The organism is Sulfitobacter sp. LC.270.F.C4, assembly GCF_032922545.1.
Lineage (GTDB): Bacteria > Pseudomonadota > Alphaproteobacteria > Rhodobacterales > Rhodobacteraceae > Sulfitobacter > Sulfitobacter profundi.
Map to the genome: position 1 here is coordinate 1,005,966 of NZ_CP136692.1, position 17,365 is coordinate 1,023,330.

Sequence of the window (17,365 nt, forward strand, 5' to 3'; positions counted from 1 at the left end):
CGGGCAAAGCTGCACCGCCCCCGAAGGAGAGCCAAATGGCCCGGATCGACTATTTTTTCGCGACCCTGTCACCCTATTGCTACCTCGCCGGGAATCGGCTTGAGGAGATCGCCGAAAAGCACGGTGCTGAGATCGTGTACAAGCCTTTCGACATTATCGCGGCCTTCCCGCGCACCGGCGGCATGCCCCCGGCAGAGCGTCACCCCAGCCGCAATGAGTACCGCGCGCAAGACCTGCCGCGTCAGGCGCGCAAGCTGGGTCTGCCCTTCAACCTCAAGCCCGCGCATTGGCCCACCAACGGCGCGCCTGCGGCCTATGCGGTGATCGCCGCGCAGAATGCCGGGGGCGGTGATCTGGGCAAGCTGACCCATGCCATCACCCGCGCCGTCTGGGCCGAAGAAAAGGACATCGGCCATGACGATGTGGTCCGGGCCTGTTTGGAAGAGGCCGGTTTTGACCCCGATCTGGCGAACAGCGGCTTGCTGCAGGGGGCCGAGACCTATGCCGCCAACCTTGAGGAAGCCGTCACTCAAGGTGTCTTTGGCGCCCCCTTCTATATCGTTGGGGATCAGCGGTTCTGGGGACAGGACCGTTTGGAAGACCTTGATCTGCACCTCGGGGGCAAGCTGTGATCCCAGAGGTCAACGCGCGCCGTTTCGGTCACGGCCCGCGCCCGGCCTTGGCGATCCATTGCTCGCTTGCGCACTCCGGTGCGTGGCGGGGCGTTGGGGCTGCCCTATCGGACGAGCTGACCCTGCGGGCCTTCGATCTGCCGATGCACGGGCGGTCCGGCGATTGGGACGGGCAGGGCAATATCCACGACGTAGCAACCGACATGGCGCTCAGCTTGCTCGAAGCGCCGATGGATCTGATTGGCCATTCCTTTGGTGCGACGGTCGCGCTGCGGCTGGCGATCGAGCACCCCGAATTGGTGCGCAGCATTACCCTGATTGAGCCAGTCTATTTCGCCGCTGCCAAGCAGGACGATCCTGACGCGATGGCTGAATACAATGAACAGAACGCGGCATTTGAGGCCGCCTTGGCCGAGGGCGACAAGGAGACCGCTGCACGGCTGTTCAACCGGGTCTGGGGCGATGGCACGAAATGGGACCAAATTCCCGAACCGACCCGCGCCTATATGGTGGATCGGATCGGTTTCATCCCCGCCTCTTCGCCCTTCCTCGGAGAGGACAGCGCCGGGTTGCTGGCGCCGGGCAGGTTCGACCGCGCGTCAATGCCCGCACTGCTGGTGGAGGGGAGCGGGTCGCCCAAAGCGGCGCATGCGATCAATGCGTCGCTGATGCGCCGTCTGCCGAACGCGCGGCGGGTTTCAGTCGACGGGGCAGGGCATATGGTGCCGATCACGCACCCCGCCGAAGTCGCCGAAGCGATACGCGATTTCCTGAACGACGTGCCGCTGGCGTGACTGCTTAGAAGTGGCTTAGGAACTGGTCGATCTGGTCACGGCTGATCGACCAGTCGCAGACCATCCGCGCGGCCAGCATCTCGTTACCATCGCCGTCCAGCGTGCCATCCCAAAGGTAATAGCGCGCGCCTGCGTCATGCAACTTGCGGTGAATGGCGCGGGGGAAGCGGGCAAAGATCATGTTTGCCGCAGGCTCATGTAGGAATTCCGCCCCCGCTTTGCGCAGCCCTTGGGCCAGATGCGCCGCATTTGCGTTGGCCGTCTTGGCCGTTTCCAGCCAAGCCCCATCCGCAAGGTAGCCCGCCATCTGCGCCGACAGAAAGCGGTGTTTGGAAAACAGATGCGCCCCGCGCTTGCGGCGCAGCTCGAATTCCCATGCTTTTTTGGGGTCGAAAAAGACCACCGCCTCGACCCCAATGCAGCCGTTCTTGGTGCCGCCGAAGCTGACCACATCAACGCCCGATCTCCACGTCATCTCAGCCGGGGTGCAGCCCAGAGCCACCACCGCATTGGCAAAACGCGCGCCGTCCATATGTACGGGCAGGTCGTATTCCTTGGCCACCGCTGTCAGCGCCTGCAACTCTTCAAGGCTATGCACCCCGCCGCGTTCCGTAACCTGCGTGATCGACACCGGGCCGCGTTGCGGCGTGTGCACATCGCCCGCCGCCCGCGCGACGATGGCGCGGCGCAGGGCGTCGGGGGACATTTTGTCGTCGGTCTCTACCAGTGTCAGCTTGGCCGCACCTGCGTAGAACTCCGGCGCGTTGCACTCATCCTCTTCGATATGCGCGACCTTGGAGCAAAAGATCGTCTGCCACGGCTGGGTGTAGCAGGCCAGCGCCAGCGCATTGGCCGCGGTGCCGGTGGCGACGAGGTAGACCTCCGCCTCAGGTGCCTCAAACTGTTCGCGAATCTGCGCGCGCACCTCATCCATGATCTGGTCTTTGCCGTAGGGCATCGCGTAGTCGCTATTGGCCGCGATCACGCGCTCCATCACCTTGGGGTGGACGGGGCCAGCGTTGTCAGAGGCGAAAAACATCAGGTGGGCTCCTCGATAATATGGTCTTCCCATTCTTCGAACGGGGTATCAAATTCGGACACGGTATCAAATTGCACGCTGACCCCGGCGTCATGGACGCTGTCGGGAGTGCCGGTCAGCAGGGGGTGCCATTCGGGCAGGGGCTTGCCCTCCCACAGGAGGCGGTAAGCGCAGGTCTGGGGCATCCAATAGGCGTGGGTATCGAGGTTGTCGGGGCGCAGCACGATGCAGTCGGGCACGAATTCATGCCGGTTTTCGTAATGCACACAGCGGCAGGTGCTATCATCAAGCAGGCGGCAGGCGACGCGGGTCAGGGCCACTTCGCCGCTATCTTCGTCTTCTAGCTTGTTCAGGCAGCATTTACCGCAGCCATCGCAGAGCGCCTCCCATTCGGTCTGCGACATCTCTTTGAGCGGCTTCTTCTCCCAGAATTTCGGGGTCAGGCCCTTGCGGGGTATCGGATCGCTCATAGCGCCGCCAGAATGGTTCGAGCGCGGTCGCAGTCGGCCCCCATCTGGGTGATCAGCGCGTCGAGGCTGTCAAACTTTTCTTCGCCGCGCAGGTGTTCGACCAGCCCGACAGACAGCGGCGCGCCGTAGAGATCACCTTTGAAGTCAAAGAGATAGGTTTCCAGGTTGGCTTTGTTCTCACCGAACATGGGCCGCACACCAATGCTGGCCGCACCGTGATAGCTGCCCTTATGCGGCCCCGCGAGCACATCCACCAACACGGCATAGACACCAAAGGCAGGCGGGTGCAGCCCGTCAATCGACATGTTCGCGGTAGGAAAGCCCAACTCGCGCCCGCGCTGCTCGCCCGAGATCACCGGTCCGTCGATGCGGTGCCAGTGACCCAGCATCGCCGCCGCTTCGCGGGTTTCACCACGGGTCAGCGCTTCGCGGATCGCGGTTGAGGACACGGTGAGGTCATCGCGCTCCATCAGCGGGGCGATGGTGACGCCGAAACCATATTGCGCGCCGAAACGGGCGAGATCTTCCGCCGTGCCCGCGCGGCCCTTCCCAAAGCAGAAGTCAGCGCCCACAACCACATGCGCCAGCCCCAGCCCGTCGTGGAGCACGTCGCGGGCGAATGCCTCGGGGCTCAGGCTGGCCAGTGTGCTGTTGAATGCCAGCTCATAGAGCCGCTTAACGCCGATCTTTTCCAGCCGATGCGCGCGGGATTCGCGGCCCATCAGGCGGAAGGGCGGGGCATCGGGGGCGAAATATTCGCGGGGATGCGGCTCGAAGGTGACGACGCCAAGGGGCGCATCGGGGGCGGCACTCTGTGCAAGTTCGATCACCGACCGGTGGCCAAGGTGCACGCCATCAAAATTGCCAATCGCAGCGGTGGCACCGCGATCTGCAAGGTCGACGAATTGATAATCTCGGATGATCCGCATGTGCCTTGCCTAGCTGCGCGGCGGCGCAAGGGCAAGATGCTCAGGCCGCGAAACCGTCCCCTCAGTCCAGCTTGGTCGAGGGGGCAAGCACCGTGGCCTCACCGGCGAGCACCGGTTTGCCATCGACCGAACAGCGGCAGTCCATTTTTACGCGACGTTTGGCGATGTCCATGTCGGTCACGGTGACTTCGGCCAGCACCATGTCGCCGGGGCGCACGGGGCCAAGGAACTTGAGCGATTGCCCGAGGTAGATTGTGCCGTGACCGGGAAGCTGTTCACCAATCACCGCCGAGACCAGCCCGGCGGTCAGCATCCCATGGGCGATGCGCCCTTCAAAGATCGTGTCGCGGGCGTAATCGTCATCCAGATGCACTGGGTTATGGTCGGTAGAGACCTGCGCAAACATCTCGATATCCGTATCGGTCACGACCTTACGCAGATGGCGTGTCATCCCGATTTCGATGTCTTCGATGCAGATCGTCCCGCGTGGCATATTGTCCAACATGACGGCTCCTTGGTAACAAAGTGGCGCGTTCGCGCATCAAGATGCAACTTTATTACTTTGCAGCTGCAGAAAATCAAGCCCTTTTCTGAGTTAGCGCAGGAATCCGATTGCATAGGTCGGGGCCGAGGCTTCGCGATCGAGATAGGCGCGGAGCTTGTCTTCGTCGGGTTGCTCGGTGGTCGCGGTTTCCGCGGCGGCCAGTCCTCCGGTGATGAACAGCGAATCGATGCCTTCGTCCATCGCGCCTTTGACGTCCGTCAGGATGCCGTCACCGATGGCGAGGATGCGATTGTCGGGGATGTCGACCTCAAGGGCGGCAAGGCGACGGCGGGCGAGATCGTAGATCGGGCCATGCGGCTTGCCGAAATAGAGGCTCTCGCCGCCCATCTCGGTATAGAGTGCGGCCAGTGCCCCGGCGCACCATTCGCGCACTTCGCCCCGGTCCACGACGATATCGGGGTTGGCGCAGAGCAGTTTCAGCCCGCGGGCGATGGCCTGTTCGAACTCGGGGCGCATGATCTCGGGGTCGGCCATCGGGTCGACCGGGCCGGTGCAGACGATGCCTTCGGCTTCGGCCAGCCCGACGGTTTCTACATTTACCGGGTTTTCGAGGATCGCAAGCGGCTCGAAAAACTTGCGCTCAGCGGGGTGGCCGATGAACCAGACCTTTTCGCCCACAGCACCGCGGAACATGGCAGAGCGCGCGGAATCGCCGGAGGTGGCGATGCTGTCCCATGCGTCTTCTGGCACGCCAAACTGCTGCAACTGTTTCTCCACGCCCGTGCGCGGACGGGGGGAGTTGGTGACCAGCACGACCTTGCCGCCGGTCTTGCGATAGGCCTGCAAGGCCGCCACCGCATCGGGCAGCGCTTTGCGCCCGTCATGCACGCAGCCCCAGAGGTCGACGAACAGCGCGTCATATTGATCGAATACGTCGGGCAGGGCAGAAATAATGCGGGTCATGGGGCGGCCTTTCAAAAAGCGAGGGCGGGCACTTGGCCCGCCCGATTGGCTTACATCTTGAGGTTGGGGATGATCTGCTTTTTGCGGCTCATCACGCCGGGCAGCACGACCGTGTCGCCCGAGACCTCAGCGCCAAAGCTCTGCTCGGCGATATGTTTGACCATGTCGTTGGGCACCAGCAGCGTCGCCTCTTCTTTCAGGATATCGACGATGAACAAGAGCACCTGCGCGGCACCGTCGGCCTCGGCCACTTTCGGCATCTCAGCCATCAGCGCGTCCTTGCGCTCCAGCAGCGGTGCGGGGGAGGTGGTTTCCAGCACGCTCACGCGCAGGTTGGTGCCATCGAGGTCGAATTCCTTGCTGTCCATGCGCAGCAGTTCCGCCTCGCTGAAGGACGAAACGTCGGATTTCGCGGCGAACATCTCTGCAGCGTAGTCGCTGATGTCGACGCCCAGGTCCCGCGCGATGTCTTCGGCAATGGCGCGGTCTTCTTGGGTGGTGGTGGGGCTGCGGAATTCCAGCGTGTCAGACAGGATGCAGGACAAGGCAGCCGCTTTGACGCCGCGCGGGGCTTGCGCCCAGTCTTTGCCGATCATCTTGAACATGATGGTTGCCGTGCAGGCAAGCGGCTGGATGTTGATCTCAATCGGGCCGCGTGTTTCCAGCCCTGCCACCAGACGGTGGTGGTCGATGATTCCGGTGATGTCGGCCTCGTTGATGTTGGCGGGCAGCTCGGCTGGGTTGTCGGTGTCGACGATGACAACCTTGGTGTCGGCCTCAAGCGCGGTCAGGATTTCCGGCTTATCGAGGTTCCATTTGTCGAGCATGAACAGCGCTTCGGTGTTCGGCTCGCCCAGCAGAACGGGTTTGGCGGGGATGCCCTTAATCTCGTTAAGATACCAAGCCCAGACGATCGGGCTGCCGGTGCTGTCGGTGTCGGGGGATTTATGGCCAAAAACAAGCGTTGTCATGGGGTGGTCCTGTCTGTTCGGGTGGATTTGCGGGCCTTATAACAGGTTCAATTGGCTTGTCACCTGCGCCTGCTGCAATGCGGCATTGCGCGCCAGCGGCTAAAGCCCCAGTTCCGCGCGCTTCTTTTTGGAGAGCGCGGCGACGATCATGTCATAAGAGGCGCGGATGTGGTCGCGCAGGCTGTCATCGCTCAGCCCCGGCGCGGCGTAATGCTGTATCCACTTAAGCCCGCGCGAAGCCAGATAGGGCGCGGGCCGCAAGCCGGGGCTGTCGGAGAGCACCTCAAACCCCAGTTCAGTCACCTTGAAAGTAAAGGCGGACGCATCCTCGGCCCAGCCGCAGATCGCAAAGACCTTGCCGCCGACTTTCCAGACGTCAGCATTGCCCCATTGCACGACGTGGGATGTCTGAGGCAGGGCGGCGCAGAAGGCGTTGAATTCGTCGCGGGTCATCGCGTCAGTCTAGGGCCGCGCGGCCCCTTTGCATAGCGCCGCGCGATGGGGCAAGTTGCGCGCCATGAGCAACCCGCGCGAAACAGATCTTTACCCGCCGATCAAGGCTTTCCTTGAGGATCAGGGCTATGTGGTGAAGGCCGAAGTCGGCGCGGCAGATGTGGTGGCCCTGCGCGGGGCCGAGCCGCCGGTGGTGGTTGAGCTGAAGCTCGGCTTTTCGCTGGCGCTGTTCCATCAGTGTCTGGCGCGGCTGAAGGTGTCGGATGATGTTTACCTCGCCGTTGCGCGGCAACCGGGCAAACGCTTTGCCAAGGCGGTGAAGGACAACGTCACGCTGGCGCGGCGGCTGGGGTTGGGGCTGATTACCGTGCGGCTGTCGGATGGGTTGGTCGAGGTGCATTGCGATCCCGGCCCCTATGCGCCGCGCAAGAATGCCAAACGGGCGGCGGTGCTTTTGCGCGAATTCGCCCGGCGGCAGGGGGATCCGAACGACGGCGGCCAGACCCGCGCGGGGCTGGTGACCGCCTACCGTCAGGATGCGTTGAAAATCGCGGTCTATCTGTTCGAAGCCGGCGCAAGCAAAGGCGCGCATGTGGCCCGCGCAACCGGTGTCTCGGCGGCAACCCGCATGATGCGGGATGACCACTACGGTTGGTTTGAAAAGGTCGACAAAGGCATATACGGACTAACGCCAACGGGGGCCGAAGCGGTGGCCACAGCGGGCCGTGTTTTGGGTGCTGGCTAACAGTTCCCGGCCCTGCAAAATTTTTCGAAGCCGTTGTTGACAGAACGCAGACTGCTGCTTAGCTATGCATCGTTATCACTCACAAGGGTTGAGTGCTAACGGCTGCACCCCTCGCCCGGAGGGGGTGGCTTGGAAGAGTAACTTTGAGCCTTAAGGAGCTGCAAAGATGGCATTGAAACCGCTTCATGACCGTGTGCTGGTAAAGCGTACCGAAAGCGAAGAAAAAACCGCCGGCGGGTTGATCATTCCTGATTCCGCCAAAGAAAAGCCTTCCGAGGGTGAAGTTGTTGCCGTGGGCACCGGCGCACGCAAAGACAACGGCGAGTTGATCGAAATGGCCGTCGCACCCGGCGACAAAATCCTGTTCGGCAAATGGTCCGGCACAGAGGTCACCGTCGACGGCGAAGAAATGCTGATGATGAAAGAAAGCGACATCATGGGGATCATCGCGTAAGCCACCCGGCTTGCCGACCCTCTGAAGACGCTCACATCAATCCAAGATTTTAGGAGAAGACAACATGGCTGCTAAGGACGTCAAATTTGACACCGATGCCCGTAACCGGATGCTCAAGGGTGTGAACATCCTTGCCGACGCGGTGAAAGTCACACTCGGCCCCAAAGGCCGGAACGTGGTTCTGGACAAATCCTTCGGCGCACCGCGCATCACCAAAGACGGTGTATCCGTGGCGAAGGAAATCGAACTGGAAGACAAGTTCGAGAACATGGGCGCACAGATGGTCAAGGAAGTTGCTTCCCGGACCAACGACGAAGCAGGCGACGGCACCACCACCGCGACTGTTCTGGCCCAGGCCATCGTCAAAGAAGGCATGAAATCGGTTGCCGCTGGCATGAACCCGATGGACCTGAAGCGCGGTATCGATCTGGCAACAGCCAAGGTCGTCGAAGCGATCAAAGCCGCTGCCCGTGACGTATCCGACAGCGACGAAGTCGCGCAGGTTGGCACAATCTCCGCCAACGGTGAAAAAGAGATCGGCCGTCAGATCGCAGACGCGATGCAGAAAGTCGGCAACGAAGGCGTGATCACCGTCGAAGAGAACAAAGGTCTGGAAACAGAGACCGATGTCGTCGAAGGCATGCAGTTCGACCGTGGCTACCTGAGCCCCTATTTCGTCACCAATTCCGACAAGATGACTGTCGAGCTGGAAGACGCGATCATCCTGCTGCACGAGAAGAAACTGTCGAGCCTTCAGCCGATGGTTCCCCTGCTTGAGCAAGTGATCCAGTCGCAGAAGCCGCTTTTGATCATCGCCGAAGACGTTGAGGGCGAAGCCCTGGCGACACTCGTCGTGAACAAACTGCGCGGCGGTCTGAAGATTGCTGCTGTGAAGGCACCGGGCTTCGGTGACCGTCGCAAAGCGATGCTGCAAGACCTCGCGGTTCTGACCGGTGGTCAGGTGATCTCCGAAGACCTCGGCATGAAGCTTGAGTCCGTGACCATGGACATGCTGGGTTCTGCCAAGAAAGTCGCGATCACCAAAGACGAGACCACTGTCGTTGATGGCGCAGGCGAGAAGGCCGAGATCGAAGCACGTGTTGCTCAGATCCGTAACCAGATCGAAGAAACCACCTCCGACTACGACCGTGAGAAGCTGCAAGAGCGCGTTGCCAAACTGGCAGGCGGTGTTGCCGTGATCCGCGTCGGCGGCATGACCGAAGTCGAAGTGAAAGAGCGCAAAGACCGCGTTGACGACGCCCTGAACGCGACACGTGCCGCTGTTCAAGAAGGTATCGTTGTTGGCGGTGGTGTTGCTTTGGTTCAGGCGGGCAAAAAGCTCGAAGGTCTGACCGGCGACAACAACGATCAAAACGTTGGTATTTCCATCGTGCGCAAAGCACTGGAAGCACCGCTGCGTCAGATTGCTGAGAACGCTGGTGTGGACGGTTCGGTTGTTGCCGGCAAAATCCGCGAAAGCGACGACCTGAAGTTCGGCTTCAACGCGCAGACCGAAGAATATGGCGACATGTTCAAGTTCGGCGTCATCGACCCGGCGAAAGTGGTGCGTACAGCATTGCAAGACGCGGCTTCGATCGCTGGTCTGCTGATCACGACCGAAGCGATGGTCGCCGACAAGCCTGCTAAAGACGGCGCACCCGCCGGCGGCGGCATGCCCGACATGGGCGGCATGGGCGGCATGATGTAAGCCAGCCCTATTGGCTAAAGTTCAGGAGGCGTGCCAGCAATGGCGCGCCTCTTTCCGTTTAAAGGCAGCGACTATCCGGGTTCGATGGCCCTTTATCTGGTTCTCACGGTGATCAAGCTGGCAGTTCTACGATCCGCGAATAGGCATTGAGCATGCCGAGCGCATTGGCAAAGGTCTCTGACGGGTTTTCCTTCACGATATAGCCCGCGACATTCTTGCTATAGGCGGATTGCACGTCCGTGGGCATATCGGAGGTGGTGAAAACAAAAACCACCATCCGCTCCAACGCCGGATCGGCTCGGACAACTTCCAAGAACTCAAGCCCGCCCATGCGCGGCATGTTGAGGTCAAGTGTGACGATATAGGGCGGCAATCGCCCATGCCGCTTCACCTCCTCCGCTAAAAATTCGAGCGCATGTTGCCCGTCGTGACAAACCGCCGTTTCGTTGACGATCTTCAACTTGCGCATCGCCCGTTGCATGGCCATCACGCTGACTTTGTCATCGTCTACGATAAGAAATTTCGCGGGCGTCGTTTTCATCCAATATTCCTTTTCGGCTTGGGTCACGCCGCCGCCGCCACGGCCAGATTGCGGTGCGTTTGCGTTGCCAATGGAAGCTCCACAACAAAGGTCGATCCGCGCTTTTTGTTGGGGTCGGAGACCAGCGTGATCTTCCCTTTCTGGTGAGACGCAAGCTTGCTTACGATGGCGAGGCCCAAGCCGCTCCCTTCAACCTCATCACGAGATTTAAGTGTTTGAAACAGTTCAAATATCTTCTCTTGGTGCCGAAGTTCTATTCCAGGCCCGTCATCGCGCACGCTTAGAACAACACGGTCCTGCTGCACCTCGGCATTAACATGGATGGTGCCATGATCCCGGTCATGGTGTTTGATTGCATTTGAGATCAGGTTGCCCAAAATCTGCTGCAACGGCGTAAGCTGTACGTCGATGATTTGGTTTGTCCCGGCAAAGCTAATTTTGAACCGACCCTCGGTGTCGGTATATCGGGCAAGGTCTGCCACCAATCGGGCAAGGTGCACCGGCTCTGGCGCGGGTTGGTCCTGTCCCGCCCGGGCGTAGTCCAAAAGATCGCTAAGAAGGCGGTTGAGCCGATCGATCCGTTGTTGTGACATAAGCAAATAGCTTCGGCTTTCCGCACTCAGCGCATTTTCCTCATCCTCAAGGACCCAAAGGCTTAGTTCATGCACCGCACGGAGGGGAGATCGCAGGTCGTGGGCGGCCACATAGGCGAATTTCTCGAGCTCGATGTTCGAGCGCCGCAACTCTTCCGCAGTTGTGCGGAACACAACTAATGCACGTGCCATCTCTCCTAGTTCGTCCTGCCCTCGCACGGTGACGGGGTGATCAAGGTCACCCTGAGCGATAGCCGTGACGGAATTGGTCAATCGATTGATGCGACGGTTAAACTGCCGCTCAACAACAAAGCCGTTGGTAAGGGCAATCACGAGAAGCGCGCTTCCAACGGTAAGGCCAACAGTCCATATGACCCGATGGATGGTGTCGCGCAGCTCATCTGTCGCGAGATCCACCCGCCGCAAAGTGTTCTGAGTAAGATCGGAGGATATGTCCGAAATCCCCACGATCATGGGCAGGTGTTCGGCTTGTAGCGTTTGAACGCTCTCGTGAAACTGCAGACGTGCCGTTGAATGTGCGAAGAAGCCATTTTCGGGATCAAGCAGCACGTCGCGCAGCGCGTCGATTTGGCGGGCCAGCGACCGTCTACTGGCTGCTTCATGAATGCGCGGTAACCGGGTGATGGCATCCTGGAAATGCTCTTCGACAAGAAGTCGCGCGCGCTCAAGTTGAAGAAGTTGGTTCTGTAGCCCTTGTGAATTGATGATGTTAATAAGCGTGTCGAGACTTAGCCGAATGTCATTGAGATTAATTGCGCTCAACAACATGTCGGGAAAGCCTGAAGGGCGATTTTCTGGGGCAACATCACCGGATGCAAAGCTTCCTGAGACTTCACTCAGCAGGGCTTCGGTTTGCCGTGAAAGTCGGTAGGCTAACTCATCAATAATAGTATGATTCTGTACTTGGATTTGCTCGACAATATCAAGCGTTGTGAGGATCTGGCCCTCGGCGCGCCGCATTTCCTGAAGGCTGAAAACTGTCGCATCAGATGCCCGCCGCGCCATATGCAGCCGTCCCTCCAGCCGCGCTGCCAGCGGGAGCGCGATCTCCATTGTCTTTAGATTTTCTAAAAGCTCAAAAGTTTTGTCGATTTTTGTTGTGATGTCTTTCCCGAGCGTATCTGGCGACACGGAGGTATCTAATTGATTAAGCTGCTCAATCGAAAGGAATACACCGTTCAAGGACCGCTCAATTTGCTGGGAAATAGCCAATGTAGGAAGGGCCGATTGGCTCAAATGAGCGTGACTGACCAGCACAGATCGCATCTGACCCGTAGCAGCCCATCCCGCAACGCCAATAATGGCCGCCACGAGAAGGAGCGCTGCCCTTAGGCGGGTGCTGATACGACTGCCGAGAAACTGCCGCAGCGACCATGGGGGATGCATCGTAACCATGCTGACTAAATAGCTGGGACCAATTAACGCAATGTTAATCGCCACGGCTCTAAAACCGGGTTCATCTAAGCGAGAGGGGGTCACCCTCCTCCCGCTGATTGGAGGATTGCAGTGTGTTAGGCGGGCGCAGGTTGACAAGGCGAAGGTTCTCTATCGGCCTGGGTGCCGGTCTTAGCACGCTTATCGCCGGTCCGGTATTTGGGGAGACGATTGATATAAAAGTGGCCGCGCGTGCCCGTGGTTTGGTTGGAGATGCCAGAACGCTCTCTGTGCTGCTTCCGGAAGGGTCACGTGCCAATCTTGAACCGGTCGCGGCGGTGTTTACGGAGCGAACCGGGGTGAAAGTCGACCTTCAAGAGGTGCATGTCGATCAGATCAACGCGGAGCTAATGCTAAATAGTGTACTTGGGGAGGCGAAATATGACGTTGCCCTGCCTGCGACCTTTGGGGTGGCAGACCTCGTTGCCGCAGGGGCAATCCACGCTTTGGATGACTACGCCGCACGCTATGAGCCGACGGGATTTCGCGACCCTATGCTCTATCAGGAAGGGGATAGGTTTGACGGTCAGAACTATGGTTTCCAAACAGATGGCGACGCCTATGTGATGTTTTACCATCGCGAAATGCTTCACGATCCGGATGAGCAGGCGCGCTATGCGGATCGTTTTGGTTATTCTCTCGCCATGCCAGAGACTTGGGTGGAGCTGGATCGGCAAATACGTTTTTTTCATGCGCCAGAAGCGGGTCGATATGGCGGGTTGTCGTTTCGCACGCCGGGGTATCTGGCGTGGGAGTGGTGGATTCGATTTCACGCCAAAGGGTATTGGCCGTTGTCCCCCGATATGACCCCGCAAATCGCTGAAGACCCGGGTGTAGCGGCGTTGGAGGAGTTGATTGCGATTTCAGACAGCCTCGTCCCCGATACCTCTAACCTTGGGCTGTTTGAAAACTGGGCGCGATACGCGAAAGGCGATGTCTATTGCAATATTGGCTGGGGCGGTACGCAGAAATATCTAAATTCTCCCCGGTCGTTGATGAGAGGGCGGATGATTTACGGCCCGACGCCCGGTGGGAAGGTTGGGGGGGAACTCCTTGCAACACCCTATTTCAACTGGGGGTGGAGCTTTGTGGTCAGCGCAACATCGGCACAGAAGGAACTCGCCTATTTATTTGCCCTATTTGCCGTCACACCTGAGATGTCGACACTGGCCGTTCGGCAGGCAGATGGCTTTTTCGACCCTTACCGAAAGGAACACTACAGCGATCCGGGCGTAGAAGATGCTTATTCAAAATCGTTTCTTAAGGTACATCGCGCGTCGCTTGACGGGGCAATTCCAGATTTCTACCTAAAAGGGCAATCTGAGTATTTTCAGGCTTTAGGAAGAGGATTGGATCGGGCGCTGCAGGGCGAGGTTGCGCCGAAAATAGCCCTGAGCCGTGTGGCGCAGCAGTGGCAGCTTATCACCAGCCGGGCGGGGCGGGAGAGGCAAATACAAAGATGGGCGCGCCTTCGTCGAAAGTATCCGCCAAATGCGCGGCGTTTGCTGAGGGATATCACGTAATGGCAGCTTTACTCTTCGATCCGGCAGGTGCGGGGCTCTGTCCAACGGTCAAGCGTAGGGCGTTAGTGATATGACCCATCCCCAGCTATATTCGTCACTCGACGTTGAAATCCCTTTGGGGAAACAGCCAAATACGGCGCCGGACGCAGAGGAGTTTATCCATTTGGTAAGCCATGATCTGCGCGGTTCCATCCGCGCGCTATTGGAACTGCCAGAATGGATTGCCGAGGATATCGAGGAGTTTGGGCTTGAGGTAAGTCCTTCGGTGCATAGTTCCATTAGGGCACCTCGATTTTTAACCATTTTCGTAGCCGCACAGCAGTGCGTGTGGCTAGAAGCGGGAGGTAGGCAGTCGGTTGGTGCCTGGCGCCCCGGGACGGTCACGGCGCGGCGCCTTTCACGCCTGGCTTTTACGGCCTTGCGGCCTGATCTGGTCGCTGGTTTGCCCGGTCTTCATGCCGGGCACGGGTTGATGCGGCGCAACTGGACGAGGCGGCGCATGTTATAGGCAAGATTTTTCATTCCGATCTTCGCCTTGGCCCGCACCATGCCGATCGTGCGCACCAGCGTGCCGCCCATGTCGTTGGTCTGCGCGCCGAAGACATGTTCGACCCGGACCCGCACCGTGGATTTGGTTCGGTTGCTGCCCTTGGCCTGTTCGGTCAGCGGCTTGCCCCGCTTGCCCTTGCGGTGAATGTGGCTGGTCAGCTTGCGCGCTCGCAGCTTCGCCTCCATCTCCTCGGACCTATAGGCAGAATCCGCCCAGACGCCCGCGCCGGTGTTGCCCCGCATCAGCAGGTGATCCACCGCCTGACAGTCATGCACGGCTGCGTCAGTGACGTCATAGCGCCGCACCAGCTTGTGCTTGCGGTCCACATTCACATGGTTCTTGTAACCGTAATGGCTCTTGCCGTGCTTTTTCGTCCAGCGCGCGTCCAAGTCTTTCTGTGAGCGCATCGCGGGCTTGTTTTCCCAGTCCTCGGGCACCTCGCCGCTCTTGATGGTCTTGTTTTCCTCGCGGGTGTTGCGGTTCTTCGGCACCGGCACGATGGACGCATCCAGGATCTGTCCGCCCCGCGCGATGTAGCCCTGCCGCGCCAGATGGCCGTCGAATTGCTTGAACAGCGCCTCCACCATGCCCGCCTGAGCCAGCGCCTCGCGGTAGAGCCAGACCGTCTTGGCGTCCGGCACACGGTCCTCCAGTCCGAGGCCCAGGAACCTCATGAACGACAGCCGGTCGCGCACCTGATATTCAATCTGATCGTCCGACAGGTTGTAGAGCGCGCTCAGAACCAGCGCCTTGAACATCACGATCGCGTCGATCGGCTTGCGCCCCGCGCGCGATTTACGCTCTGAATCCGGTTTGCGCCAAACCCCCTCAAGCGTTGGCCGGAATTCCTCCCATGGCACCACGGCGTCGATCGCGACCAGCGGGTCCCTCTTGACATCCAAGCTCGCATAGCGGTCGGAAAGATCGAAAAAACCCATCTGCGCCATGGCTGCATCCCCTGTGCCGATCCGTCGCCTCAATCATAAAGCAGCGCCAAGGTCAGCGCAATTTTTAGAGGTGCCCATTACTTTGATGAAGCGGCATACGCAGCGTTTGGATCGGATGCTGTTCGATCTGTTGCAGTATTCCCGCGCAGGGAAGATGGCGAATATACAAGAGGTTAGTCTCCAAGAGAAATTCGATGCTGTGGTAAAGGAAATTGGGCCGACCAGTGGTTTCCGGATCGATCATGACTTTGGTTGCGGCTCATTTCTTATTGATGAAGCAGACCTTCACACGCTCCTTTCGGCATTGATCGGAAACGCGATCAAGCATCATGATAAGTTTTCAGGAAGGGTCAAGGTGGCGGCATGGCGCGAAGGGTCTGCCCTGATGTTGACCGTTTCAGACGATGGGCCGGGGATTCATCCGCGATTTCACGAGCGTGTTTTCAAGCCGATGACCACGTTGCGATCCCGGGACGAGGTGGAAGGCTCCGGGCTTGGGCTGGCTTTGGTTCGAAAAATCGCCGGGAATTATGACGGACATGCCCGTTTGATTTCGACCGGTGCCGAACGCGGTGCGTTGGTAGAGGTGCGTTTGGAGGGAGGCAATATAGGCAGTGCAACATGAAACTCGAATGATCCTGGCAAAGGCATCTGGTTTCACCTGTCGGAATGATGCGCTGATTGGATCGCCTCATCCGATCGCGCTGGTCAAATCGAGGGGGTTTGTCATCACGACCCAGTTAGATTGCTATGTAGGGGAAAATCAGCGCTTGGCGCAGCTGGGTAGTGGGGCTAAGCGAATGGTCATGCAGCTTTTCCTTCTCTCCGCTCTCACCATGTGCGCTTTTGCGGCAAACTCCATTTTAACACGGATGGCAGTAGATGGTGGGCATATTGATCCTGCGGGCTTTGCGCTCGTTCGCGTCGCCGCAGGTGCTTTGGTTTTGGGGGTCATGGTGGCGCTACGGGGCGGGCGACTGCCGCTCTTGCGACGCAACAGGATCGGCGGCGCTGTCAGCCTTGCTGTCTATATGATTGGTTTTAGCCTCGCTTATCTAACGTTGGATGCCGGGCTCGGTGCGCTTATTCTTTTTGGTGTCGTGCAGATTACCATGTTTACCTACGCCGCGATGACCGGCGCGGCCCCCACCGCGCGGCAAATCACAGGCGCCGCCGCGGCCTTTGCCGGATTGGTGCTTGTTCTTTGGCCGGATGGGCAGGGTTCGACAGATATCATCGGCGCTGGGTTGATGGTCGCCGCGGGGATGGGCTGGGCCGCCTATACGATCATTGGTCGCACATCGGGCGATCCCTTAGCAGCGACTTCGGCGAATTTTCTGCTTTGCCTGCCTTTCATGCTTATCCTGCCTGCTTTGACAGGGTCGCATTTCAGTATGACGGGCCTGCTGTTGGGCGCGCTTTGCGGTGGGGTAACTTCGGGCCTTGGGTACGCATTGTGGTATGCGGTGCTGGCCCGGATCGACGGTGGCACGGCGGCGGTGGCACAGCTTAGCGTGCCGATCATCGCCATCCTTGCTGGCGCGCTGCTTTTGGGTGAACCGCTGGACCTCACGCTGCTTATCGCGACGGCGTTGGTTTTGGGCGGGATTGCTTGGGCGATCAGCGCAAGATCGGCTCCAACGGATCGTAGGTGATCGCCGCCTCCGCCGGACCAAAGGCGACTGCGCCGAGGCTGTCGGGCTTGTGTGGAATCTGCGCCAATTCGGATTTGGTGACCCATTGATGTCGGGTGACGATGGCTTCGTGATCCTTCCAGTCTGACGCGATCTGGGCGGGGCCGAGGATATGGCACCTGAAATAGATATCCACCTGATGAAAATCGCCGCTGGGGTCGTGGAATTCGTTGACCAGACAGGGCGCGCCGACCGAGATTGTCAGGCCCGTCTCTTCGAACACTTCGCGGCGCAGGTTGTCGGGCACGGAGGCGCCGGCCTCTACCCCACCGCCGGGGGCGCACATCAAACCCAGCCGATTGTCGGCATAGGCATTGACCAGCAGGAGGCGGTCCTCGTGCAGCAAGACTGCGCGGGCGGCCAATCGGGGGCAGGGGCGGGGCATCGGCATACTTTCGT

Annotated in this window: 19 protein-coding genes; 8 read left to right on the forward strand and 11 right to left on the reverse strand. The window is 59.5% G+C overall.

The genetic code is table 11. The annotated features are described in order from the left end of the window. Positions 1 to 35: 35 nt before the first annotated feature. Complete coding sequence (locus R1T45_RS08805) at positions 36 to 632, forward strand: 2-hydroxychromene-2-carboxylate isomerase (protein ID WP_120351728.1); 597 nt, start codon at positions 36 to 38, stop codon at positions 630 to 632. Continuing rightward, positions 629 to 1,426: an alpha/beta hydrolase gene (locus R1T45_RS08810; RefSeq protein ID WP_317390619.1), complete on the forward strand. Its 798-nt coding sequence runs from the start codon at positions 629 to 631 to the stop codon at positions 1,424 to 1,426. Before R1T45_RS08805 ends, R1T45_RS08810 begins: the two co-directional genes overlap by 4 nt. Positions 1,427 to 1,430: 4 nt before the next feature. Here the strand turns inward: R1T45_RS08810 and R1T45_RS08815 are convergent, their stop codons facing one another. From R1T45_RS08815 to R1T45_RS08845, 7 genes are all read right to left on the reverse strand, one after another. Continuing rightward, positions 1,431 to 2,465: a threonine aldolase family protein gene (locus R1T45_RS08815; RefSeq protein ID WP_317390620.1), complete on the reverse strand. Its 1,035-nt coding sequence runs from the start codon at positions 2,463 to 2,465 to the stop codon at positions 1,431 to 1,433. Next, positions 2,465 to 2,935, reverse strand: coding sequence for a YcgN family cysteine cluster protein (locus R1T45_RS08820; protein ID WP_120351725.1), 471 nt, complete (start codon positions 2,933 to 2,935; stop codon positions 2,465 to 2,467). The genes R1T45_RS08815 and R1T45_RS08820 overlap by 1 nt, the downstream gene beginning before the upstream one ends. Further along, positions 2,932 to 3,864 carry a bifunctional riboflavin kinase/FAD synthetase gene (locus R1T45_RS08825; RefSeq protein WP_132444282.1) on the reverse strand — a complete coding sequence of 311 codons (933 nt, stop codon included), beginning with the start codon at positions 3,862 to 3,864 and terminating at the stop codon, positions 2,932 to 2,934. The genes R1T45_RS08820 and R1T45_RS08825 overlap by 4 nt, the downstream gene beginning before the upstream one ends. A gap of 61 nt (positions 3,865 to 3,925) precedes the next feature. Continuing rightward, positions 3,926 to 4,369 (reverse strand): MaoC family dehydratase, encoded by a 444-nt coding sequence (locus R1T45_RS08830; RefSeq protein WP_317390621.1) that lies wholly within the window; start codon positions 4,367 to 4,369, stop codon positions 3,926 to 3,928. A gap of 90 nt (positions 4,370 to 4,459) precedes the next feature. After that, positions 4,460 to 5,332, reverse strand: coding sequence for a TIGR01459 family HAD-type hydrolase (locus R1T45_RS08835; RefSeq protein ID WP_317390622.1), 873 nt, complete (start codon positions 5,330 to 5,332; stop codon positions 4,460 to 4,462). 50 nt (positions 5,333 to 5,382) lie between these two features. After that, positions 5,383 to 6,303: a manganese-dependent inorganic pyrophosphatase gene (locus R1T45_RS08840; RefSeq protein ID WP_317390623.1), complete on the reverse strand. Its 921-nt coding sequence runs from the start codon at positions 6,301 to 6,303 to the stop codon at positions 5,383 to 5,385. Positions 6,304 to 6,402: 99 nt separating this feature from the next. Next, the gene (locus R1T45_RS08845; protein WP_317390624.1) at positions 6,403 to 6,756 is read right to left on the reverse strand and encodes an MmcQ/YjbR family DNA-binding protein; all 354 of its coding nucleotides are present in this window, start codon (positions 6,754 to 6,756) and stop codon (positions 6,403 to 6,405) included. A gap of 64 nt (positions 6,757 to 6,820) precedes the next feature. Here R1T45_RS08845 and R1T45_RS08850 point away from each other — a divergent pair, with 64 nt between their 5' ends. From R1T45_RS08850 to groL, 3 genes are all read left to right on the forward strand, one after another. Further along, positions 6,821 to 7,501: a DUF2161 domain-containing phosphodiesterase gene (locus R1T45_RS08850; protein WP_317390625.1), complete on the forward strand. Its 681-nt coding sequence runs from the start codon at positions 6,821 to 6,823 to the stop codon at positions 7,499 to 7,501. 166 nt (positions 7,502 to 7,667) lie between these two features. Continuing rightward, positions 7,668 to 7,955, forward strand: a complete 288-nt coding sequence (groES, locus tag R1T45_RS08855) for a co-chaperone GroES (RefSeq protein ID WP_067267338.1) — start codon at positions 7,668 to 7,670, stop codon at positions 7,953 to 7,955. Between the two features lie 64 nt (positions 7,956 to 8,019). Beyond that, a complete protein-coding gene (gene groL / locus R1T45_RS08860; protein ID WP_120351720.1) occupies positions 8,020 to 9,663 on the forward strand; it encodes a chaperonin GroEL in 1,644 nt (547 codons plus the stop codon). 112 nt (positions 9,664 to 9,775) lie between these two features. Here groL and R1T45_RS08865 read toward each other — a convergent pair whose 3' ends face one another. Further along, the gene (locus tag R1T45_RS08865) at positions 9,776 to 10,204 is read right to left on the reverse strand and encodes a response regulator (RefSeq protein WP_067629591.1); all 429 of its coding nucleotides are present in this window, start codon (positions 10,202 to 10,204) and stop codon (positions 9,776 to 9,778) included. Between the two features lie 23 nt (positions 10,205 to 10,227). Further along, positions 10,228 to 12,258: a HAMP domain-containing sensor histidine kinase gene (locus tag R1T45_RS08870; protein ID WP_317390626.1), complete on the reverse strand. Its 2,031-nt coding sequence runs from the start codon at positions 12,256 to 12,258 to the stop codon at positions 10,228 to 10,230. Between the two features lie 176 nt (positions 12,259 to 12,434). Here R1T45_RS08870 and R1T45_RS08875 point away from each other — a divergent pair, with 176 nt between their 5' ends. Continuing rightward, the gene (locus tag R1T45_RS08875; protein WP_317390627.1) at positions 12,435 to 13,775 is read left to right on the forward strand and encodes an extracellular solute-binding protein; all 1,341 of its coding nucleotides are present in this window, start codon (positions 12,435 to 12,437) and stop codon (positions 13,773 to 13,775) included. A gap of 453 nt (positions 13,776 to 14,228) precedes the next feature. On the opposite strand, the gene R1T45_RS08880 is transcribed toward R1T45_RS08875, so the two are convergent. Next, a complete protein-coding gene (locus R1T45_RS08880) occupies positions 14,229 to 15,272 on the reverse strand; it encodes an IS5 family transposase (RefSeq protein WP_317389285.1) in 1,044 nt (347 codons plus the stop codon). On the opposite strand from R1T45_RS08880, the gene R1T45_RS08885 reads away from it, so the two are divergent. Next, positions 15,271 to 15,897: a sensor histidine kinase gene (locus R1T45_RS08885; protein WP_317390628.1), complete on the forward strand. Its 627-nt coding sequence runs from the start codon at positions 15,271 to 15,273 to the stop codon at positions 15,895 to 15,897. The two genes, R1T45_RS08880 and R1T45_RS08885, sit on opposite strands and share 2 nt — an antisense overlap. Positions 15,898 to 16,078: 181 nt before the next feature. Next, a complete protein-coding gene (locus R1T45_RS08890) occupies positions 16,079 to 16,927 on the forward strand; it encodes a DMT family transporter (protein ID WP_132444290.1) in 849 nt (282 codons plus the stop codon). On the opposite strand, the gene R1T45_RS08895 is transcribed toward R1T45_RS08890, so the two are convergent. Beyond that, positions 16,893 to 17,357 carry an NUDIX domain-containing protein gene (locus tag R1T45_RS08895; protein WP_132444428.1) on the reverse strand — a complete coding sequence of 155 codons (465 nt, stop codon included), beginning with the start codon at positions 17,355 to 17,357 and terminating at the stop codon, positions 16,893 to 16,895. The genes R1T45_RS08890 and R1T45_RS08895 overlap by 35 nt on opposite strands. Positions 17,358 to 17,365 lie beyond the last annotated feature (8 nt).